This is a genomic window from Kitasatospora sp. NPDC101108 (assembly GCF_055584725.1).
The window spans coordinates 25,839-45,755 of record NZ_JBVJLM010000006.1 but is presented as its reverse complement, the minus strand read 5'-3'; the positions used below and the strand labels follow the sequence as shown (position 1 = coordinate 45,755).

The 19,917-nt window shown below is 73.2% G+C and carries 19 protein-coding genes; 14 read left to right on the top strand and 5 right to left on the bottom strand.

Annotation, left to right across the window (positions count from 1 at the left end; genetic code table 11):
• Positions 1-167: 167 nt before the first annotated feature.
• Together ACZ6Z8_RS15540 and ACZ6Z8_RS15535 are read right to left on the bottom strand one after the other, a co-directional pair.
• Positions 168-551 (bottom strand): helix-turn-helix domain-containing protein, encoded by a 384-nt coding sequence (locus tag ACZ6Z8_RS15540; protein ID WP_465609943.1) that lies wholly within the window; start codon positions 549-551, stop codon positions 168-170.
• On the bottom strand, positions 548-793 hold the full coding sequence (locus ACZ6Z8_RS15535; protein WP_465610528.1) for a thiamine-binding protein: 246 nt from the start codon (positions 791-793) through the stop codon (positions 548-550). Before ACZ6Z8_RS15535 ends, ACZ6Z8_RS15540 begins: the two co-directional genes overlap by 4 nt.
• A 218-nt stretch (positions 794-1,011) precedes the next feature.
• Here ACZ6Z8_RS15535 and ACZ6Z8_RS15530 point away from each other — a divergent pair, with 218 nt between their 5' ends.
• From ACZ6Z8_RS15530 to ACZ6Z8_RS15465, 14 genes are all read left to right on the top strand, one after another.
• Complete coding sequence (locus tag ACZ6Z8_RS15530) at positions 1,012-1,854, top strand: hydroxypyruvate isomerase family protein (RefSeq protein ID WP_465609941.1); 843 nt, start codon at positions 1,012-1,014, stop codon at positions 1,852-1,854.
• A gap of 83 nt (positions 1,855-1,937) precedes the next feature.
• Positions 1,938-2,831 carry a 2-hydroxy-3-oxopropionate reductase gene (locus ACZ6Z8_RS15525; RefSeq protein ID WP_465609940.1) on the top strand — a complete coding sequence of 298 codons (894 nt, stop codon included), beginning with the start codon at positions 1,938-1,940 and terminating at the stop codon, positions 2,829-2,831.
• A gap of 486 nt (positions 2,832-3,317) precedes the next feature.
• Positions 3,318-4,460, top strand: a complete 1,143-nt coding sequence (locus ACZ6Z8_RS15520; RefSeq protein WP_465609938.1) for a glycerate kinase — start codon at positions 3,318-3,320, stop codon at positions 4,458-4,460.
• A gap of 167 nt (positions 4,461-4,627) precedes the next feature.
• Positions 4,628-6,007, top strand: a complete 1,380-nt coding sequence (gene allB, locus ACZ6Z8_RS15515) for an allantoinase AllB (RefSeq protein WP_465609936.1) — start codon at positions 4,628-4,630, stop codon at positions 6,005-6,007.
• 94 nt (positions 6,008-6,101) lie between these two features.
• A complete protein-coding gene (alc, locus tag ACZ6Z8_RS15510; RefSeq protein WP_465609934.1) occupies positions 6,102-7,376 on the top strand; it encodes an allantoicase in 1,275 nt (424 codons plus the stop codon).
• 95 nt (positions 7,377-7,471) lie between these two features.
• Positions 7,472-8,932, top strand: coding sequence for a catalase (locus tag ACZ6Z8_RS15505; protein ID WP_465609932.1), 1,461 nt, complete (start codon positions 7,472-7,474; stop codon positions 8,930-8,932).
• A 368-nt stretch (positions 8,933-9,300) separates the two neighbouring features.
• Positions 9,301-10,080 carry an IclR family transcriptional regulator gene (locus ACZ6Z8_RS15500; RefSeq protein ID WP_465609931.1) on the top strand — a complete coding sequence of 260 codons (780 nt, stop codon included), beginning with the start codon at positions 9,301-9,303 and terminating at the stop codon, positions 10,078-10,080.
• 246 nt (positions 10,081-10,326) lie between these two features.
• Positions 10,327-11,244 (top strand): metal-dependent hydrolase, encoded by a 918-nt coding sequence (locus tag ACZ6Z8_RS15495; protein WP_465609929.1) that lies wholly within the window; start codon positions 10,327-10,329, stop codon positions 11,242-11,244.
• 168 nt (positions 11,245-11,412) lie between these two features.
• A complete protein-coding gene (locus ACZ6Z8_RS15490; protein WP_465609927.1) occupies positions 11,413-12,501 on the top strand; it encodes a PDR/VanB family oxidoreductase in 1,089 nt (362 codons plus the stop codon).
• Positions 12,502-12,516: 15 nt separating this feature from the next.
• Entirely contained in the window at positions 12,517-13,458 is a 942-nt protein-coding gene (locus ACZ6Z8_RS15485; protein WP_465609925.1) for a M24 family metallopeptidase, read from the top strand.
• On the top strand, positions 13,455-15,215 hold the full coding sequence (locus tag ACZ6Z8_RS15480) for an SDR family oxidoreductase (RefSeq protein ID WP_465609923.1): 1,761 nt from the start codon (positions 13,455-13,457) through the stop codon (positions 15,213-15,215). Before ACZ6Z8_RS15485 ends, ACZ6Z8_RS15480 begins: the two co-directional genes overlap by 4 nt.
• Before the next feature lie 97 nt (positions 15,216-15,312).
• Positions 15,313-15,510: a type II toxin-antitoxin system VapB family antitoxin gene (locus ACZ6Z8_RS15475; protein WP_465609922.1), complete on the top strand. Its 198-nt coding sequence runs from the start codon at positions 15,313-15,315 to the stop codon at positions 15,508-15,510.
• Positions 15,503-15,919, top strand: a complete 417-nt coding sequence (locus ACZ6Z8_RS15470; RefSeq protein WP_465609920.1) for a PIN domain-containing protein — start codon at positions 15,503-15,505, stop codon at positions 15,917-15,919. Before ACZ6Z8_RS15475 ends, ACZ6Z8_RS15470 begins: the two co-directional genes overlap by 8 nt.
• A gap of 34 nt (positions 15,920-15,953) precedes the next feature.
• The gene (locus tag ACZ6Z8_RS15465) at positions 15,954-16,577 is read left to right on the top strand and encodes a LysE family translocator (protein ID WP_465609918.1); all 624 of its coding nucleotides are present in this window, start codon (positions 15,954-15,956) and stop codon (positions 16,575-16,577) included.
• Between the two features lie 42 nt (positions 16,578-16,619).
• On the opposite strand, the gene ACZ6Z8_RS15460 is transcribed toward ACZ6Z8_RS15465, so the two are convergent.
• The 3 genes from ACZ6Z8_RS15460 to ACZ6Z8_RS15450 form a co-directional block, all read right to left on the bottom strand.
• Positions 16,620-16,913 carry a hypothetical protein gene (locus ACZ6Z8_RS15460; RefSeq protein ID WP_465609916.1) on the bottom strand — a complete coding sequence of 98 codons (294 nt, stop codon included), beginning with the start codon at positions 16,911-16,913 and terminating at the stop codon, positions 16,620-16,622.
• Between the two features lie 144 nt (positions 16,914-17,057).
• On the bottom strand, positions 17,058-18,242 hold the full coding sequence (locus ACZ6Z8_RS15455; RefSeq protein ID WP_465609914.1) for an XdhC family protein: 1,185 nt from the start codon (positions 18,240-18,242) through the stop codon (positions 17,058-17,060).
• Between the two features lie 120 nt (positions 18,243-18,362).
• On the bottom strand, positions 18,363-19,847 hold the full coding sequence (locus tag ACZ6Z8_RS15450) for an NCS2 family permease (RefSeq protein ID WP_465609912.1): 1,485 nt from the start codon (positions 19,845-19,847) through the stop codon (positions 18,363-18,365).
• Between the last annotated feature and the right edge of the window lie 70 nt (positions 19,848-19,917).

Here is a 19,917-nt window from a genome sequence, read left to right as displayed (position 1 = left end):
CGTCAACAGTTTGTTGAACGGTTGGTGGTTACGTTTTGAACCGGCCCCCGGTGCGGGGCCCTTTCGTGTGCGATTGGCCAAGTGTGCCCCGCCGTGGGCCGATCCAGACTTCTCGGCACCGGCGGGGTCACCCGCTCGGCGGACCGCCCGGGGCGGCCCGGGGCCGCTCAGGAGGACTTCGAGCCGTCCTGGCGGTTCAGGTAGTTGTACACGGTGAAGCGGCTGACGCCCAGGGCCGAGGCGACCGTCTCGACCCCGTGGCGGACGGTGAAGGCGCCGCGCTCCTCCAGGAGGGCGACGACCCGCTGCTTCTCCCAGCGGTCCAGCTCGGCCAGCGGGCGGCCGTCGAACTGCCGGGTCATCTCGGCCAGCAGCCGGTCCAGCGCACTGCTCAGGTGCGGCAGCCGGACGGCCAGGGCCGGGGCGCCCTCCCATTCCAGGACGACGTCCTCGGCCTTCGCCTCGTCCAGCGGGACGGGCGTGGCGCCGACGGCGGCCAGCAGCGGCTTGACCGCCGCGGCCAGCGGGTGTTCCAGGTGCTGCTCGGTCACGGCGTACCGCCCTCCTCGTCCAGCAGGCTGACCTGGACCGAGATCCGGGTCGCCCCGGCGTCCAGGCTCTCCCGGAGCAGTCGGGTCACCGCGGCGAGGACCTGCTCGGCCTCACCCTCGGCGCCGGTCCCGAAGGGGCCGACCGACACGTCCAGGCCGGCCTCGTCGACGACCTTGCGGGCCGTCGCGGCGTGCTCCGGGAACGTGTCCAGTTCGAACGGTTCTGTCGTGAACTCCACCATCAATCGCACGTGCTCACTGTATCGAGCGGGGGTGGGCGGGGGCAGGGGCTGGGCGATCGAACAGCCGCGGGCGCTGGTGGCGGGCCCCTCCGGGCTACTTCAACAAAATGTTGCGGCAGCCTTGACACTCCCTCGCCGGGCCGGAGATGCTTCCACCACACAGAATCCCTCTTCCGGATCGTGGAAGTTGCGGATGAAGGAAGAGAGAGTGAGAGGTGATGGACGTGACGGCGGCTGCCAAGCACGGCTTCACGGTCAACCTGTCGATCCTGTTCGGCGAACTCCCGCTGCTGGAGCGCCCCGCGGCCGCGGCCGCGGCCGGCTTCACGGCCGCCGAGCTCTGGTGGCCCTTCGGCACCGAGCACGACCCGAGCCAGGCCGAACTGGACGCGCTGCGCAAGGCGTTCGGCGACGCGGGCGTCCGGCTCAGCGGCCTCAACTTCCTGGACGACCTGAGCCAGGGCGCCCGGGGCACCGTCGCGGTCCCGTCCGAGCGGGACCGGTTCCGCGCCAACGTCCCGGTCGCCGCGGAACTCGCCGCCTCGCTCGGTGCCACCGCGCTCAACGCGCTGTACGGCAACCGGATCGAGGGCGTCGACCCGGCCGAGCAGGACGCGCTCGCGCTGGAGAACCTGGTGCTCGCCGCCGAGGCGGCGCACGGGATCGGCGCGGTCCTGCTGGTCGAGGCCCTCAACAAGGCCGAGTCGCCGGACTACCCGCTGGTCTCCGCGGCCGCCGCGGTCGAGGTGGTCGACAAGGTCAACGCCGCCACCGGCCTGGGGAACGCCAGGTTCCTCTGCGACCTGTACCACCTGACCAAGAACGGCGAGGACCTGGCGGCGGTCATCGACACCCACGCCGACCGGATCGGCCACGTGCAGATCGCCGACACCCCGGGCCGCAACGAGCCCGGCACCGGCGAGCTGGACTTCGAGGACCTGTTCGCCCGGCTCAGCGCCGCGGGCTACACGGGCTCGATCGGCCTGGAGTACCGCCCCTCCACCGGCGTCAGCGCCGACAGCTTCGGCTGGCTGCCGCGTGAGCTGCGCGCGGCCCGCTAGCCCCGCAGCGCGACGCGACGCGGCATCCGAAGGCCGCCGGCAAGCCACCCCTCCCCCCCCGCACACGTAAGGAACCCGACGCGATGAGCGCCTCCCGCAAGATTGCCTTCGTCGGCCTCGGCATCATGGGCAAGCCCATGGCCGTCAACCTGGTCAAGGCCGGCCACCACGTGACCGGCTTCGACCTCTCCCAGGCCTCGATCGACACCGTGGTCGCGGCCGGCGGCCACGGCGCCGCCAGCATCGCGGACGCGGTGAAGGACGCCGAGGTCGTCATCACCATGGTCCCGGCCGACCCGCACGTCGAGGCGGTCATCCTCGGCGAGGGCGGCGTCCTGGAGAACGTCGGCGCGGGCACCCTGGTGATCGACATGTCCTCGATCACCCCGCAGACCTCCATCAAGGTCGGCAAGGCCGCCCGCGAGAAGGGCGTGCGCACCCTGGACGCCCCGGTCTCCGGTGGCGAGGCCGGCGCCGTCGAGGCGGTGCTGTCGATCATGGTCGGCGGCGAGGCGGCGGACTTCGCCGAGGCCAAGCCGCTGTTCGACGCGCTGGGCACTACGGTCGTCCACGTCGGCCCGGACGGCGCCGGCCAGACCGTCAAGGCCGCCAACCAGCTGATCGTCGCGGTCAACATCCAGGTGCTCGCCGAGGCCGTGGTGTTCCTGGAGAACGCCGGCGTCGACCTCGCCGCCGCGCTCGACGTACTCGGCGGCGGCCTGGCCGGCTCCACCGTGCTCAACCGCAAGAAGGCGAACATGCTGAACCGCGAGTTCTCGCCCGGCTTCCGGATCGACCTCCACCACAAGGACATGGGCATCGTCACCGACGCCGCCCGCGCCGTGGGCGCCGCCCTGCCGGTCGGCGCCGTGGTGGCCCAGCTGGTCGCCTCCGCCCGGGCCAACGGCGACGGCTCCCTCGACCACTCGGCGCTCCTGCGCGGCGTCGAGCGGCTCTCCGGCCGCGAGGTCAAGTGACCCGCCGGGTCACCTGACCCGCGAGACCACCCGACCCGCGAGGTCGAGTGATCCGCGAGGTCGAGTGATCCGAGAGGTCACCCGACCCGCGTGGTCGGGTGACCGAAGGGGCCCGGCGCCCCGACAGACTCCTCCTGGCGGCGTGTACCTGATCCGGTCGTGCCCGCGCCGCCAGGAGGCCCGTCCCGACCGGCGTGCGGGCAGGGGCTCATCCGCCCGCCCGCCGGTCGACCCAAGCCGGTGACGCGCACACCCTCCCCATGGGGGCACTTCGGTCGTGCCTGCTGCGTGTCGCCTGGCCCCCTCCCCGCCGAGGGGAGCCCCTCGTACGTCGGAAGCGGGACGAGGGGAACGGCGGGGAGGGGGTCGCACCACCCACCTCCCGCGGCCCTGGCCGCACCACCCGGGCGGGGTCGCGTTCCCCGGGCCACCGGACACATGCTTGTCGAACCACCGCCAGACCCCGTACGGAAGTGAGGACCACCGATGCCCCCCACCCCCCACCAGGGTCACGTGGTCGTAGCGCCGGACAAGTTCAAGGGCACCCTCGAAGGCGCCGAGGTCGCAGCCCGGATCGCCGCCGGCATCCGGCGCGCCGCGCCCGGCACCGAGGTGCGCGAACTGCCCGTCGCCGACGGCGGCGAGGGCACCCTGGCGGCGGCGCTCGCGGCCGGCTTCGACCGCGTCCCGGCCAAGGTCGCCGGGCCGACCGGCCTGCCAGTGGACGCCGCGCTCGCCGTCCGCGGCGACACCGCCGTGGTCGAGCTGGCCCAGGCCTCCGGACTCGCCCGGCTGCCCGGCGGCCGGACCGCCCCGCTCGCGGCCGGCTCCTACGGTGTCGGCCAGCTGATCGGCCGGGCGGTGTCCCTGGGCGCCAAGCGGATCGTCCTGGGCCTCGGCGGCAGCGCCTGCACGGACGGCGGCGCCGGCATGGTGCAGGCGCTCGGGGTCCGGCTGCGGGATGCCGACGACGTGGAACTGCCGCCCGGCGGCGCCGCGTTGCGCCGTCTGGAGCGGATCGAGCCCGGCCCTCTGGCCGAGCTGCTGACCGGCGTCGAGGTCGTGGTCGCCTGCGACGTGGACAACCCGCTGCTCGGCCCGCGCGGCGCCACCGCCGTGTACGGCCCGCAGAAGGGCGCCGACGGGGACGACCTGGTGGTCCTGGAGGAGGGGCTGACCCGTTTCGCCGACCAGGTGGCCGCGGCGACCGGACGGGACGTGCGGCAGGCCCCCGGCGCCGGGGCCGCGGGCGGGGTGGGCTTCGCCGCCCTCGCCCTGCTCGGCGCCACCATGCGACCCGGTATCGAGCTGCTGCTCGAACTGCTGGGTTTCGACGAGGCCGTGCGTGGGGCACGCCTCGTCGTCACCGGCGAGGGCTGCCTGGACGCTCAGACGCTCCACGGCAAGGCCCCCGCCGGAGTCGCCGCGGCGGCCGCTCGGGCGGGGGTTCGGGTGGCCGCCGTGGCGGGTCGGCTGGAGCTGTCCGAGCCCGAGTGGCGGGCGGCCGGCTTCACCGCCGCGATCGCACTCACCGACCTGGCCGAACAGCCGGGGGACAGCATGACCAGGGCCGGTGAGCTGGCCGAGCTGGCGGGGGAGCGGCTGGCCGGAGCGCTCCTGCCGGGCTGATCCCTCGTACGTTCCTCCATTGACGTTTTGTTGAAGGCGGGCCTAGGCTCCCGGCAATCCTTCGGTTCCCACCCACTCCGACCACCCGGCGAGCGCCTCCCCGGGCCGCGTGGTCCGGTGTGCCCCCCTTCCCAAATTCCCCCCAGTTCCAGGTTTCGGAGGTTCCCATGCCGTTCAGCCAGCCAGCGGTGATCCGCTCCCGCCGGGCCGTGCTGCCCGCCGGAGAGCGCCCCGCGGACGTGCTGATCCGGGACGGGAGGATCGAGCAGGTCGCCGCCCACGGATCGCTGGTGGTCGGCGACAGCGAACTCGTCGACCTCGGCGACACCGCCCTGCTGCCCGGCCTGGTCGACACCCACGTGCACGTCAACGAGCCCGGCCGCACCGAGTGGGAGGGCTTCGCCACCGCCACCCGGGCCGCCGCGGCCGGCGGCGTCACCACGATCATCGACATGCCGCTCAACTCGATCCCGCCCACCACCACGGTCGACGGGCTGGCCGTCAAGCGGAAGACCGCCGAGGGCCAGGCCTGGGTCGACCTCGGCTTCTGGGGCGGGGCCGTGCCCGGCAACGTGGCCGACCTCGAACCCCTGCACCGCGCGGGCGTGTTCGGCTTCAAGAGCTTCCTCGCCCCGTCCGGCGTCGACGAGTTCCCGCACGTCGAGGCCGCCGACCTGGAGGCCGCCCTGGCCGAGCAGGCCCGGATCGGGGCGCTGGCGATCATCCACGCCGAGGACCCGGCCGTACTCGCCGCCGCACCGCAGCAACCGGGCGTCCACTACCGGGACTTCCTCGCCTCCCGCCCCTCCGGCGCGGAGACCGCGGCGGTCGCCGACCTGCTCCGCACGGCCCGGCGCACCGGCGCCCGGGTGCACATCCTGCACGTCTCCTCCGCCGCCGTGCTGCCGCTGCTGCGCCGGGCGCGCGAGGACGGCGTACGGGTGACCGCGGAGACCTGCCCGCACTACCTGACCCTCGCCGCCGAGCAGGTGCCGGACGGCGACACCGCCTTCAAGTGCTGCCCGCCGATCCGCGACGAGGCCAACCGGGACGCGCTCTGGCAGGCCCTGGCCGACGGCGAGTTCATCGCCGTCGTCTCCGACCACTCGCCGTCCACCCCCGACCTCAAGCTGCTGCCCGAGTACGGCGGCAGCGGTGACTTCGCGGCCGCCTGGGGCGGCATCGCCTCGCTGCAGCTGGGCCTGCCCGCCATCTGGACCGAGGCCCGCCGCCGCGGCCACACCCTCTCCGACGTGGTGCGCTGGATGTCCGCCGGACCGGCCGAACTGGTCGGCCTCACCGGCACCAAGGGCGCCATCGCGGCGGGCTGCGACGCCGACCTGGTGGCCTTCGACCCCGACGGCGAATTCTCCGTCCGCGCCGGTGAGTTGCACCACCGCAACCCGGTGACCCCGTACGCGGGACGGACGCTGACCGGTGCCGTCCGCACCACCTGGCTGCGCGGCCGCGCGGTGGACACCGGCGCCGAGCCCTTCGGCCGGCAGCTCACCCGGCTCGCCGGGTCCCTTCCCGACCACGCTTCCTGAGCCGGAGCCGCTCCCCGGGCCGAAGAGCCGGAGAGCCGGAGCGGCCTCCGCGCCGACACCGCTTCTGAACCGACACGTCTTCCGAGGAGAGTCAGTGACCACTGCCGACACCCCCAGCGCTCCCTTCACCGAGCTGGTCAACCTGGCCTCCCGACTGCTCGGCGCGGGGGTCGTCGCCACCAACGAGGACACCTTCGCGGACGCCGAGAACCTGCTGGTGGCCAAGCCGGCCGAGTTCCGCCCGCACACCTTCGGCCACAAGGGCCAGATCATGGACGGCTGGGAGTCCAAGCGCCGCCGCGGCGTCTCCGCCGAGCAGCCGCACCCCACCGACCAGGACCACGACTGGACGATCGTGCGGCTCGGCGTCGGCGGGGTGATCCGCGGCGTGATCGTCGACACCGCCCACTTCACCGGCAACTACCCGGAGAGCGCCTCGGTCGAGGCCGCCTCCGTACCCGGGCACCCCTCGCCCGAGGAGCTGCGGGACGCCGAGTGGACCGTCATCGTGCCGCGCACCCCGCTCCGGGGCGACACCGCCCACGAGTTCGCCGTCCAGGACGACACCCGCTACACCCACGTGCGGCTCAGCATCTTCCCGGACGGCGGCGTCGCCCGGCTGCGGGTGCACGGCGAGGTGCTGCCCGACCCGCGCGAACTGGACGGCCTCACCTTCGACCTGGCCGCCCAGGAGTACGGCGGCGTGGCCGAGGCGGCGTCCGACCGCTACTTCTCCTCCCCGCACAACCTGAACGCTCCCGGCCGCGCCTCCGTCATGGGCGAGGGCTGGGAGACCCGGCGTCGGCGCGACAAGGCCAACGACTGGGTGCAGATCGCCCTGGCCGGGGGCGGCGAGGTCCTGGCCGCCGAGGTGGACACCACCCACTTCGTCGCCAACGCCCCCGGCTGGGCCGACCTGATCGGCTTCGACGCCTCGACCGGGCAGGCCGCGAACCCGCGGACACCGGCCGACGGCGAATGGTTCGAGATCCTGCCCCGCACCCGCCTCCAGCCCGACACCCGGCACCGCTTCCGGCTCGACGTCGGCCGCCCGGTGACCCACGTGCGGATCAACGTCTACCCGGACGGCGGGCTCGCCCGCCTCCGGCTCACCGGCCGCCTCACCGAGGCCGGCCGCGCGGCCCTCGCACTGCGCTGGTTCAACGCGGTCCCGGCCGCCGAGGCCGCGGCCGCCCTCGCCGACGCCGGACTGACCGCCGAGGAGGCCGAGGCGCTGGCCGCCGCCCGCCCGCTGGCGGACCCGGCGGCGGCCACCGCCGCGGTCGCCGGCCTCCGGCCGGCCGACGGCCCGGACGGCGAGCACTCCGCCCGCCGCCGCTCGGCGCTGTGGCGCCTGCTGGGCGTCTGACAGCCCCGCTGACACCCCGCTACCGGCCCGCTGTCGGCCCGTGCGCCCGCTCCACCTCTCCACGCACCGCCTTATCGACACCTGAAGGACCCTCCATGTCCAAGATCCTGACCACGGAGTCCGGCGCCCCGGTCGCCGACAACCAGAACTCGGCCTCGGCCGGCGAGTACGGCCCGCTGCTGCTCCAGGACCAGCACCTGCTGGAGAAGCTGGCCCGGTTCAACCGTGAGCGCATCCCGGAGCGCGTCGTGCACGCCCGCGGCTCCGGCGCGTACGGCTACTTCGAGGTCACCGACGAGGTGTCGAAGTACACCCGGGCGGCCTTCCTGTCCGAGGTCGGCAAGCGCACCGAGCTCTTCCTGCGCTTCTCCACCGTGGCCGGCAACCTGGGCGCCGGCGACGCGGTGCGCGACCCGCGCGGCTTCGCCGTGAAGTTCTACACCGAGGAGGGCAACTACGACCTCGTCGGCAACAACACCCCGGTGTTCTTCATCAAGGACCCGATCAAGTTCCCCGACTTCATCCACTCGCAGAAGCGCGACCCGTACACCGGCGTGCAGGAGGCGGACAACGTCTGGGACTTCTGGGCCCACTCGCCGGCCTCGGCCCACCAGATCACCTGGCTCTTCGGCGACCGCGGCATCCCGGCCTCGTACCGCCACATGAACGGCTACGGCTCGCACACCTACCAGTGGGTCAACGCCGAGGGCGAGGCCTACTGGGTCAAGTACCACTTCAAGACCAACCAGGGCATCCGCAGCCTGGACAGCCACCAGGCGGCCGAGGTGCTCGGCGCCGACGCCGACTCGCACCAGCGCGACCTCCACCAGGCCATCGAGCGCGGGGTGTTCCCCTCCTGGACCCTCTACGTCCAGCTGATGCCGGTCGCCGAGGCCGCGGACTACCGCTTCAACCCCTTCGACCTCACCAAGGTCTGGCCGCACGCCGACTACCCGCTGGTCAAGGTCGGCCGCCTGGTGCTCAACCGGAACCCGGAGAACGTCTTCGCCGAGGTCGAGCAGTCCGCGTTCTCGCCGAACAACTTCGTGCCCGGCATCGGCCCGTCCCCGGACAAGATGCTCCAGGGCCGCCTGTTCGCCTACGCCGACGCCCAGCGCTACCGCCTCGGCGTCAACCACACCCAGCTGCCGGTGAACGCCCCGCGCGCCACCGAGGCCAACAACTACGGGCGCGACGGCTACAACGCGCTCAACCCGGCCGGCCGGGGCAAGAACTACGAGCCCAACTCGTACGACGGCCCGGCCCAGACCGACGACGCGCTCGCCGCGCCGCTCAGGCTCGACGGCCACACCGGCACCTACACCACCCCGGCCCACACCAAGGACGACGACTTCTTCCAGGCCGGCGAGCTCTACCGGCTGATGTCGGAGGACGAGAAGACCCGCCTGATCAACAACCTCGCGGGCTTCCTCGCGCAGGTCACCCGGGACGACGTGGTCGAGAAGAACCTCGCCCACTTCCACGCCGCCGACGAGGAGTACGGCGCCCGGCTCGAAGCGGCCGTCGCCAAGCTCCGGGCGGGCGACGAGGGCTGACGCCGCGACCCCGCGCCGGACGACCTGTCCGCACCCCGCACCCTCAGGGCCGCCGGGGCCCGCACCCCGGCGGCCGTCCGACGGGCCTCTCCCCCTGGGCAGTGGGGGAGGGGCCCGTCGGCCGTTCCGGGGTCGGCCGTTCCGGGGTCGGCCGTTCCGGGGGGCGTGGGGCGTGCGGGTCGGGGCGCCGTCCGCGCGGCTCGGGGGCGCGGGCGGTACGGGCCGGTGCGCCCCTTCTACCAGGCGAGCGGCGGTTGCTCCACGGAATGTTCACGGATATTCACGGACGGCAGTCGACCGGGTTCCGGGGTGGATAGGCTGGAGACCGCCCGCGGTCGCTCCGTGGGGGGACATCGGAAGGGGACGACATGTCGACACCAGCCCCGGGTCGTCACGCCGCGCTGGACCCGGGCCCGACGGGCCCGTTCACCTCCCTGCAGCACGCCCTCAGACTGTTGGAGGCCGTCGACCGGCACCCCGACGGCGCCACCCTGGTCGCCCTCGCGCGGGAGACCTCGCTGGGCCTGCCGACCGTCCGGCGGCTCGCGGAGATCCTGGAGATCGAGGGCTACCTCCAGTGCCAGGACGGCGGTTGGGTGCTCGGCGGCACGTTCGCCCTGCTCGGGCAGTACAACCGCGAACAGCTCGTCAAGGCCAGGCTGAACCGCAAACTCGCCGAACTCCGGGACGAGTTGGGTGCTGCGGTGTACTTCGGCCGCTACCACGACGGCGAGTTGACGGTCGAGGCGGTCTCGGCGGCCGACTACGCGCCCGCCGTGCAGGAGTGGGTGGACTTCCGGGCCACCGCGCACGCCAGCGCGATCGGCAAGTGCCTGCTCAGCCAGCTCGACGCGGACGGCCGGCGGGACCACCTCTCCCGGCACCCGGTCGCCCGGCTCACCTCCCGTACGGTCACCGACGCCGACCAGCTGATGCACCGGCTGGAGCGCCAGCCGGCCACGGTGCCGGTGCTGGACATCCAGGAGTACGCGCTCGGCACGGTCTGCGCGGCGGTGCCGATCACGGCGGGCAGCACGGTCGGCTGCCTGGCCACCTCGATGCCGGTGGACAACATCCACAAGCTGAAGGCCGCCGCCGAGCTGCTGGCGGCCCGGGCGGCGCCGCTGATGCTGGCGATGGCGGTCTGAGGGGGCGTCGAGCCCCGGTGTTCCGAGGCCGAGGCCGCTCCTGACGGGCCCCGCCGGACGTGTCGCGTCCGGCGGGGCCCGGGTGTTTTCCGGAGGCGGCCCGTTCCGGGGGCCGGGGCCCTCCTCCGGGCGCGTCACTTATTAGACTCGATGTCGATAAGAGTTGTCCAAACCCTTGTCGCGGTCTCTACCGGCGAGTACGTTTCCCGGAGTCGAGCCGCCGCCGCCAGGTCAGGAGGGCCTGCCATGCCCCGCTCCACTCCCGTCCCCGCCCTCGCCGCCCCCGCCGCGCGCGTCCACGAGAGCCTCGTCCTGGAGCCCCGGGACGTCCGCTTCGACTGGGCCCGGCTGCCGCTGCACTGGATCCCGGACGAGCCGATGGCCACCCACGTGATCAACGTGCTGCACCTGCTGCTGCCCGAGGGCGAGCGCTGGTTCGTCAAGGTGTTCAAGGAGGCGCTGCCGCTCATCCGGGACGAGCAGCTGCGCGAGGAGGTGCTCGGCTTCATCGGGCAGGAGGCCATCCACGCCGAGGCCCACCAGGAGGTCCTCGACCACCTCCTCGGCCAGGGGCTCGACCCGCGCCCGTACGTCCGGCAGATCTCCTGGCTCTTCCAGCGCGTCCTGGGCGACAAGCCCGGCCTGACGCCCGCCCAGCGGCGGGAGAACGTCATCGAGCGGGTCGCCTTCGTCGCGGCGATCGAGCACTTCACCGCTTTCCTGGGCAACTGGGCGCTCAACTCCCCGGGGCTGGACCGGGCCAAGGCCGACCCGACGATGCTGGACCTGCTGCGCTGGCACGGCGCCGAGGAGGTCGAGCACCGCAGCGTCGCCTTCGACCTGATGGTCCACCTGGACCCGGGCTACCTCCGGCGGGTCCGCGGGATGGCCCTGTCGGGGCCGCTGCTGGTGCACCTGTGGGTGCGCGGCGCCCGCTTCCTGCTCGCCGCCGACCCGACGCTGGAGGGGCGGCTCAAGCCCACCTGGCGGGAGGCGAGCCGGATCGCCAAGCGCGGACTGCTGCCCGACCCGATCCGCTCCGTCCGCTCGGGGCTGCGCTACCTGCGGCCGGGCTACCACCCGACCCAGGAAGGGTCCTCCAGCCAGGCGCTGGGCTACCTCGCCACCTCACCGGCCGCCCGCGCGGCGGCGGCGCGCGGCTGACCACAAACGGCTGGGAGCTGACAGCTGACAACTTTCAGCCGACAACTTTCAGCGAACAGATTTCAGCAAACAGATTTCAGATTTCAGATGACGTCATCTGTTCGCTGACGCCCGAATCCCGCCGTCTTGAGCCCGCCCGCCTCCTCTCCCACGCCAAGGACCCGTCGGATGGACCTGTCCACCCCACCCCCCGACCTTTACGGCCGCCCCCGCGCCGACGCCTTCATCCGCCGGCTCACCGCCTTCGGCGACCGCTACTCCCCGGCCCTCGGCGGCCCCCTGTTGCGCCGCAACCCCCGGCGCCCGCTCAGCCGCCCCACCCCGCCGCTGCAGCTGGTGATCGCCGCCCGCCGCCAACTTACCTCCGACGTCGTCGAATTGACCTTCGCCGACCCTTCCGGTGGCCCGCTGCCGCCCTGGCAGCCCGGCGCCCACCTGCGCCTCGCCCTGCCCTCGGGCCGGGAGCGCCACTATTCGCTGAGCGGCGATCCCGCCGACCGCCACCGGTACCGCATCGCCGTCCGGCGACTGCCCGAGGGCGGCGGCGGGTCGGTCGAGGTCCACGACACCCTGCACCCGGGCACCCGCCTGACCGCCCGCCGCCCTCGCAACGGCTTCGCCTTCTGCGCCGAGCCCGCCGTGCTCCTGCTCGCCGGAGGCATCGGCATCACCCCGCTCCTCCCGATGGCCCGAGAGGCGCAGCGCCACGGCCTCGACTGGCGCCTGGTGCACGTCGGCCGCAGCGCCGACACCCTCCCGTACGCGGACGAGCTGCGCGCCCTCGACCCGCACCGCGTCGTGCTGCGCACCGACGGCGAGCACGGCGGCGTCCCCACCGGCGCCGAGTTGCTCGCCCACGCCCCGCGCGGAGCCGCCGTCTACTGCTGCGGCCCTGCCCCGATGCTCGCCGCCGTCCAACGGGCACTGGACGGATCCCCCGCCACCGCCCTGCACTTCGAGCGCTTCGGAGCCGCCCCGGTCACCGACGGCGAGCCCTTCGCCGTCCGGCTCGGCGCCGACGGCCCGACCCTGGACGTCCCCGCCGACCGCTCCGCGCTGGACGTGCTGCGCGAGGCCCGCCCCGACCTCCCGTACTCCTGCCACCAGGGCTTCTGCGGCACCTGCGAGGTGCGCCTGCTGGCCGGCCGCCCCGACCACCGGGACCGCCGCCTCACCCCCGAGCAGCGCGCCGCCGGCGCCCTGCTGCCCTGCGTCTCCCGGGCCGCCGAGGGTGAGACCCTCGTGCTCGACATCTAGAAGGAGAGCCCCTCGATGCCCCCGACGGCCCCGACGGTGAAAGCGACGCCCGCCTTCCCGTACACCGAGCGCGACCTCGCCCGCTTCCGCGAGACCCAGCAACTCGCCTACCACTGCGCCGAACAGGTCGCCGCCTGGATCGAACCGGGCGTCACCGAGCGGCAGGCCACCGCCGAACTGCGCCGCCGCCTGGTCGCCGCCGGGGTCCAGGACTTCTTCCACGTCCCCTTCGCCTGGTTCGGCGACCGCACGGCCTTCCGGCACTTCCACACCCCGCTGCAGTTCTTCGCCGGGAACCGCCGGCTGGAGGAGGGCATGCCGTACGTGCTGGACTGCGCGCCCGTCGTGGACGGCTACACCGCCGACATCGGCTACGGCGGCAAGATCGGCGAGAACCGGGTCTGGGACCGGCTGGCCGCCGACCTCAAGGTGTACCGCGAGCTGATCCTCGCCGAGGTGCGCGCCCGTCGGCCGCTCAACGAGGTGTACGCGGCGGTGGACGCGCAGATCGCCGCGCACGGCTACGACAACCGCCACCAGGTCTACCCGGGCCGGGTGATCGGCCACCAGGTCACCCGCACCACCGTGCGCGGCCCGGCCGGGGTGAACGTGTTCGGCTTCGGCGTGCGCACCCTGCAGACCCTCGGCCGGGAGCTCATCTCCGAGCGCCTGCACGGCCGTTCGCCGCTGTGGGCGGACGGCCGGTCGTCCCGGCACGCGCCCACCCCCGGCCTGTGGGCGGTCGAGCCGCACATCGGGTTCCGGGGCGTGGGCATCAAGTTCGAGGAACTGCTGGTGGTCACCGAGGACGACGCCTACTGGCTCGACGACGACCTCCCGCACGTCCGCCGCTGGAACGCCTCGACCGCCTCGACCGCCGCGACCGCCGCGACCACCGCGACCACCGAGCCGACCGAGCCCACCGGCGAACGGACCACCCTGGAGGCCACCCGATGACGCCCGCACCGACGCCCGCACCGACGCCCGCACCGACGCCCCCGGTCCGCCGCCGGACCGTCCGCTCCGGAGGCCTCCCGCTCGCCGTCTTCGAGCAGGGCGACCCGCAGGCCCCCACCGTCCTCCTGGTGCACGGCTACCCGGACACCCACACCGTCTGGGACGACATCGCCGCCGACCTCGCCCGCGACCACCACGTGGTCCGCTACGACGTGCGCGGCGCAGGCGAGTCGGCCGCCCCGGCGGACCGCGACGGCTACCGCCTGGAGCGGCTCGCCGACGACCTGTTCGCCGTCGCCGAGGCCGTCAGCCCCGACCGCCCGGTGCACCTGGTGGCCCACGACTGGGGCTCGATCCAGTCCTGGGAGGCCGTCACCGACCCCGGCGCCCGTCAGCGGATCGCCTCCTACACCAGCCTGTCCGGCCCCAGCCTGGACCACATGGGCTTCTGGCTGCGCCACCGGCTGCGCCGCCCCACCCCGCGCCACCTCAAGCAGCTGCTCCACCAGGGCCTGCACTCCTGGTACATCACCGCCTTCCACCTGCCCTACCTCGCCCCGGCTGCCTGGCGCCTCGGCCTCGCCCGGGCCTGGCCGCGGGTGCTGCGCGACCTGGAGCACGTCACCCCGCGCGCCGACCACCCGCAGCGCACCCTGCGCCGCGACGCGGTCCGCGGCATCGAGCTGTACCGGGCCAACTTCCGCCCCACGATGGGCAGTCCGCGTGAGCGGCGGACCGAGGTCCCGGTGCAGCTGATCACCCTCACCCGGGACCGCTACGTCGGCACCTACCTCTCCGAGGGCCTGGAGCGCTGGGTGCCCGATCTGACCCGACGCACACTGCACGCCGGCCACTGGTCGGCACTGCTGGAGAAGGGAGCCACCGTGGCCGGCATGGTCCGCGAGTTCACCGCCCGGATCGAGGCGGGACGGGCCCGGGAGGCCGACGGCGACGGCCGCCTGGTCGTGGTCACCGGCGGCGGCAGCGGCATCGGCCGGGCCACCGCGCTCGCCTTCGCCGAGGACGGCGCCAGGGTGGTGGTCTGCGACCTCGACCTCGCGGCCGCCGAGCGCACCGCCGAACTCGCCTCGCTGATCGGCCCGCAGGCGCACGCCTATCAGGTGGACGTCTCCGACGGCGCCGCGATGGACGCCTTCGCCCAGCGCGTCGCCGCCGAGCACGGTGTGCCCGACGTGCTGGTCAACAACGCCGGCATCGGCCACTCCGGGACCTTCCTGCAGACCACCGAGAAGGAGTGGCAACGCGTCCTGGACGTCAACCTGTGGGGCGTGATCCACGGCTGCCGCGCCTTCGGCACCCTGATGGCCGACCGCGGCCAGGGCGGCCACATCGTCAACGTGTCCTCGGCCGCCGCGTACCTGCCCTCGAAGGCGCTCACCGCCTACGCCACCAGCAAGGCCGCCGTCTTCATGCTCTCCGACTGCCTGCGCGCCGAGTTCGTCGGCCACGGCATCGGCGTCTCCACGATCTGCCCGGGCATCGTCAACACCAACATCACCCGCACCTCCACCTTCTCCGCCAGCACCGCGGCCGAGCAGTCCGCCAAGCAGGCCCGCGCCGCCAAGCTCTACGCCCGCCGAGGCTTTCCCCCCGAGAAGGTCGCCACCGCCATCCTCACCGCCGTCCGGACCGGCAAGCCCGTCGTCCCGGTCACCCCCGAGGCCAAGGCCGCCCGCCTCCTCTCCCGCCTCAGCCCCGGACTCCTCCGCCTCGCCGCCCGTCTCAACGTCACCTGATCAGGTGAATGTCACCCGATAGGCCCGGTTCAAGCCTGCGATATCGACTAGCATTGATTTTGATATCGCAGGCCCGTAGTCCTTCAGGAGGTCAGCCATGGCTCGCACCGTGATAGACGTCAACGACGCACTCCTGGCCGAGGCCGCCGAGATCCTCGGCACGACGACCAAGGTCGCTACTGTCAACGCAGCCCTTGAGGATCTCGTGAAGCGCCGGAAGCGCGAGAGGTTCATGGCCTGGCTCGCAGATGGTGGTCTGCCCGATCTCACCGGACCGGTGGAAAAAGGTGAGTGAGCGCTTCCTGATCGACAAGTCGGCCTTCGCCCGCTTCTCCAAACCGGCGGTCAGGTCGGTCCTCAGGCCTCGGATCATCAGGGGCGTGGTCGCGATCTGCGGCGCCGTTGAGCTGGAGATCATGCACAGCGCCCGCTCGAAGGCGGATGCCCTTGAGATCCGCGAGGGCCTGAGTGGCTTCGACTGGCTGCCCACACCCGACGAGGTGTGGGACCGGGCCATCGAGGTGCAGGCCCTCCTCACCGCCGCCGGCAACTGGCGGGCGCTGTCCGTGGCGGACCTCGTCATCGCCGCCACCGCCGAGCGCCACGGTGCGACCGTGCTGCACTACGACGGCGACTACGACATGATCGCCGCCGTCACCGGCCAGCCGACCGAGTGGGTCGTGCCCCAGGGAACGGCGGACTGATCAGCTCATCGGGCCTGTGGGAGCATCGGGGCCCATGGAGATGACAACCGCCCTGTGGTCCTTCGCCCTCGTCGCGGGGCTGCTCACGCTCACACCCGGGCTCGACACCGCGCTGATCCTGCGGACCTCCGCGCTCGGCCGGCGGCGGCAGGCCTGGGGAGTGGTGCTGGGCATCCAGACCGGGACGTTGATCTGGGGGACGCTGACCTCGGCCGGGGTGACGGCCCTGCTGACCGCCTCGCAGGTGGCCTACGAGGTCCTGCGCTGGGCCGGTGCCGCCTACCTGGTCTGGATGGGTGTCGGGATGCTGCGCAAGCGCGGCGCCGAGGCCGCCACCGAGGAGGAGGAGTCCGTCGATGGCGGCTTCGGGCACGGCTGGCGGCGCGGCACGCTGACCAACCTGCTGAACCCCAAGGTCGGGGTGTTCTACGTGGCCGTGCTGCCGCAGTTCATCCCCGCCGGTGCCCCGCACTTCGCCGTCGGCGTGGCGCTGACCTGCGTGCACGTCGTGGAGGGCCTGCTCTGGTCGACCGTGCTGGTCGGCTTCGCCCGGGTGCTGCGGGGCTGGCTGCGCCGCCCGGCGGCCCGGCGGGCGATGGACCGGGTGACCGGAGCGGTGGTGGTGGGCTTCGGCCTGAAGCTGGCGCTCGCCGACTGAGTCACCCGGTGACGGCCTGAGCCGACCTACCCGGTCACGCCGTCACCGGTTGATTCGACCCAACCCCTCCAGGAGCTCGTCGGCGTTCATGCAGATGTGGAGCTCGACCTTGGCGTTCAGCTGGATCCAGAACGGCTCCAGGAGGGACGGGATCGAGGCCTCGTCCGCTACGTCGACCACGAAGACCATCCCGCGGTGTCCGTTGCGGGTGAGGAAGTAGGCTGCTTCCGGCTTGAGTTGGGCCAGCGTCTGCTGGAGTCCCTCCGCCATCGAGCCGTCGCCGATCAGCTTGTTCGAGGTCGCGGTGTCGAGTTCGACCTCCAGCAGGGCGCGCATGGTCCCCGCTCCTTCCCCGGGCTCGGGGCGAGTCCGCACCTCCAGCCTCCCGCCGCCCCGGCGGCCACGCAACGTGACGTCGGAGCGGTCGGGACAGGCCCGCACGGGACAGGGCCGGACCGGGACCGGACCGGTTCGGCCGCCTCAGGCGGCGTGGGTTCGCCGTGCGGCCCGCGGCTCCGCCACGGGCGCCGCGGCGTCGTGGTGGATCGGCCCGTCCCCGGCGCTCAGCGGCAGGCAGCTGCCGCCGCGCCGGTGGGCGATGATCTCGGCGGCGACGGAGACGGCGGTCTCCTCCGGCGTGCGGGAGCCGAGGTCCAGCCCGATGGGGGAGCGCAGCCGGGCGAGCTCGGCGTCGGTGAGTCCGGCGTCGCGCAGCTTGGCCTGCCGGTCGCGGTGGGTGCGCCGGGAGCCCATCGCGCCGACGTAGCCGACGGGCAGCCGCAGGGCGCGTTCCAGCAGCGGGACGTCGAACTTGGCGTCGTGGGTGAGCACGCACAGCACGGTGCGCCCGTCGATCCGGCCGAGCTGGGAGTCCAGGTAGCGGTGCGGCCAGTCGACGACCACCTCGTCGGCGTCCGGGAAGCGCCGGGCGGTGGCGAAGACGGGCCGGGCGTCGCAGACGGTGACGTGGTAGCCGAGGAACTTGCCGATCCGCACCACGGCGGCGGCGAAGTCGATGGCGCCGAAGACCAGCATCCGCGGCGCCGGCACGTAGGACTCGACGAAGCAGGTGACCGTGCCCTGCCCGTCCTCGTCGCAGGGCCGCCCGTCGAGGCCGAGCAGGACCCGCCCGGTGCGTCCGGCGTCCAGCATGGCCCTGGCCTCCGCGACCAGGGAGCGTTCCAGGGCGCCCACCGTGGACGGTCCGACGGACAGCGCCCCGTGCTGCCCGGTGGCGGTGACGGCGATGGTGGCGCCGATCATCCCGGCCGGTCCGGCGATCACCCGGGCGAGGGCGACGGGCGTGCCGTCGGCGATGTGGGCGAGGCCGGCGTCCATTCCGGGGTCGGCCCCGGGGACGACCGGCTGGACGAACACGTCGAGGATCCCGCCGCAGGTCAGCCCGACGGCGAAGGCGTCCTCGTCGCTGTAGCCGAAGCGCTCCAGCACGGGCTGGCCGGTTTCGACGGCCGCCTGGCAGAGCTCGTACACCGCGCCCTCGACGCACCCGCCGGAGACGCTGCCGACCGCCTCGCCCGCGGCGTCGACGGCCAGGGCCGCCCCCGGGTCGCGCGGGGCGCTGCCGGAGACGCCGACCACGGTGGCCACGGCGAAGGAGCGCCCGGACGCGTGCCAGGCCTGCAACTGCTCGGCGATGTCCTGCATGTCGGAGGCTCCTTACACGGTTTCGACAGTAGCGGGAGACGCCGCCGTACGGGAAACGATCCCGTACGGCGGCGGTGGTGCACAAAGGTGGCGGCGGTGCCGGAGGTGCCGCAGGACCGGCTAGTGCACGCCCAGCCAGGACTTGATCGGGCTGAGTGCGAAGTACAGGACGAACACCCCGGTGAGGATCCACATCAGCAGCCCGGGCTCGCGCCACTTGCCCTGCCCGGCCTTGATCACCGAGTAGGAGATGACGCCGGCGGCGACGCCCGCCGTGATGCTGTAGGTGAACGGCATCAGCACGGAGGTCAGGAAGGCCGGGATGGCGACCTCGCGGTCGGACCAGTCGATGTGCCGGGCCTGGCTCATCATCATCGAGCCGATCACCACCAGGGCGGCGGAGGCGACCTCGACCGGGACGATGCCGGCCAGCGGCGAGAAGAACAGCATCAGCGCGAACAGGGCGCCGGTGACGGTGGAGGCGAGGCCGGTCCGGGCGCCGTCGCCGACGCCGGTCGCGGACTCGACGAAGACGGTCTGGCCGGAGGCGCCCGCCAGGCCGCCGACCGCGCCCCCGGCGCCGTCGATGAACAGGGCCTTGGACAGGCCGGGCATCCGGCCCTGCTGGTCGGCCAGTCCGGCCTCGGTGCCGACGCCGATGATGGTCGCCATGGCGTCGAAGAAGCCGGCCAGGACCAGGGTGAACACCGCGACGGAGGCGCTGATCGCGCCCATGCCCTTGGCGCCGAAGGCGCCGAACAGGTCGACGTGGCCGAACAGGCCGAAGTCGGGGGCGGCGACGGGGCTGCCGGGCCAGACCGGGACGGAGTTGGCCCAGGCCTTGGCGGGCACGTGGGCGAGCTTGTTGACGACGATCGCGACCACGGTGCCGCCGGCGATGCCGATCAGGATCGCGCCGCGCACGCCGCGCGCCATCAGCACGAAGATCGTGAGCAGGGTGAGGCAGAAGATCAGGACGGGCCAGCCGGAGAGTTCGCCGAACGGGCCGAGCGAGAGCGGGGTGGGGCCGCCGGTGTGCACGAAGCCGGCCTTGTAGAGGCCGATGATCGTGACGAACAGGCCGATGCCGATGGTGATCGCGTGCTTGAGCGGCAGCGGGATGCCGTTCATGATCTTCTCGCGCAGGCCGGAGAGCACCAGCAGCACGATCAGCAGGCCGTAGATCACGCACAGGCCCATGGCCTGCGACCAGGTGGTGTGCGGTACGACGAGCGCGGAGACCGCGCCGGAGACCGAGAGCCCGGCGGCCAGGGCCAGCGGCACGTTGCCGACCAGGCCCATCAGGACGGTGGTGACGGCGGCCGCGAGGGCGGTGGCGGTGGTCAGCGCGGCGTGGTCGAGCTTCACGCCGGTGACGTCCGCGCCGCTGAGGATCAGCGGGTTGAGCAGGATGATGTACGCCATCGCCATGAAGGTGGTGAGGCCACCGCGGAGTTCGTTGGCGAGGGTCGAGCCGCGGGCAGAGATCTTGAAGTACGCGTCCAGCGCGCTCTTCGGTCCTGGTGCCGGGGGCGAGGGGTGGGTCTCGTCCTCGGTGGGTCTGGCTGCTTCGGTGGTGCCGGGCTCCGTGGGGATCCTGGTCATGTCCACTCCCAAGTGTCAATGGGGGTTGGGGTGGGCGAGCCGACCTGACTGCCAGTCAACGGAGTTGGCA

Coding starts and splice junctions, on each gene's coding strand:
- ACZ6Z8_RS15535 (WP_465610528.1), bottom strand. CDS start 793: ATGGTGGAGTTCACGACAGAACCGTTCGAACTGGACACGTTCCCGGAG.
- ACZ6Z8_RS15530 (WP_465609941.1), top strand. CDS start 1,012: ATGGACGTGACGGCGGCTGCCAAGCACGGCTTCACGGTCAACCTGTCG.
- ACZ6Z8_RS15525 (WP_465609940.1), top strand. CDS start 1,938: ATGAGCGCCTCCCGCAAGATTGCCTTCGTCGGCCTCGGCATCATGGGC.
- ACZ6Z8_RS15520 (WP_465609938.1), top strand. CDS start 3,318: ATGCCCCCCACCCCCCACCAGGGTCACGTGGTCGTAGCGCCGGACAAG.
- allB (WP_465609936.1), top strand. CDS start 4,628: ATGCCGTTCAGCCAGCCAGCGGTGATCCGCTCCCGCCGGGCCGTGCTG.
- ACZ6Z8_RS15505 (WP_465609932.1), top strand. CDS start 7,472: ATGTCCAAGATCCTGACCACGGAGTCCGGCGCCCCGGTCGCCGACAAC.
- ACZ6Z8_RS15500 (WP_465609931.1), top strand. CDS start 9,301: ATGTCGACACCAGCCCCGGGTCGTCACGCCGCGCTGGACCCGGGCCCG.
- ACZ6Z8_RS15495 (WP_465609929.1), top strand. CDS start 10,327: ATGCCCCGCTCCACTCCCGTCCCCGCCCTCGCCGCCCCCGCCGCGCGC.
- ACZ6Z8_RS15490 (WP_465609927.1), top strand. CDS start 11,413: ATGGACCTGTCCACCCCACCCCCCGACCTTTACGGCCGCCCCCGCGCC.
- ACZ6Z8_RS15485 (WP_465609925.1), top strand. CDS start 12,517: ATGCCCCCGACGGCCCCGACGGTGAAAGCGACGCCCGCCTTCCCGTAC.
- ACZ6Z8_RS15480 (WP_465609923.1), top strand. CDS start 13,455: ATGACGCCCGCACCGACGCCCGCACCGACGCCCGCACCGACGCCCCCG.
- ACZ6Z8_RS15475 (WP_465609922.1), top strand. CDS start 15,313: ATGGCTCGCACCGTGATAGACGTCAACGACGCACTCCTGGCCGAGGCC.
- ACZ6Z8_RS15465 (WP_465609918.1), top strand. CDS start 15,954: ATGGAGATGACAACCGCCCTGTGGTCCTTCGCCCTCGTCGCGGGGCTG.
- ACZ6Z8_RS15460 (WP_465609916.1), bottom strand. CDS start 16,913: ATGCGCGCCCTGCTGGAGGTCGAACTCGACACCGCGACCTCGAACAAG.
- ACZ6Z8_RS15455 (WP_465609914.1), bottom strand. CDS start 18,242: ATGCAGGACATCGCCGAGCAGTTGCAGGCCTGGCACGCGTCCGGGCGC.
- ACZ6Z8_RS15450 (WP_465609912.1), bottom strand. CDS start 19,847: ATGACCAGGATCCCCACGGAGCCCGGCACCACCGAAGCAGCCAGACCC.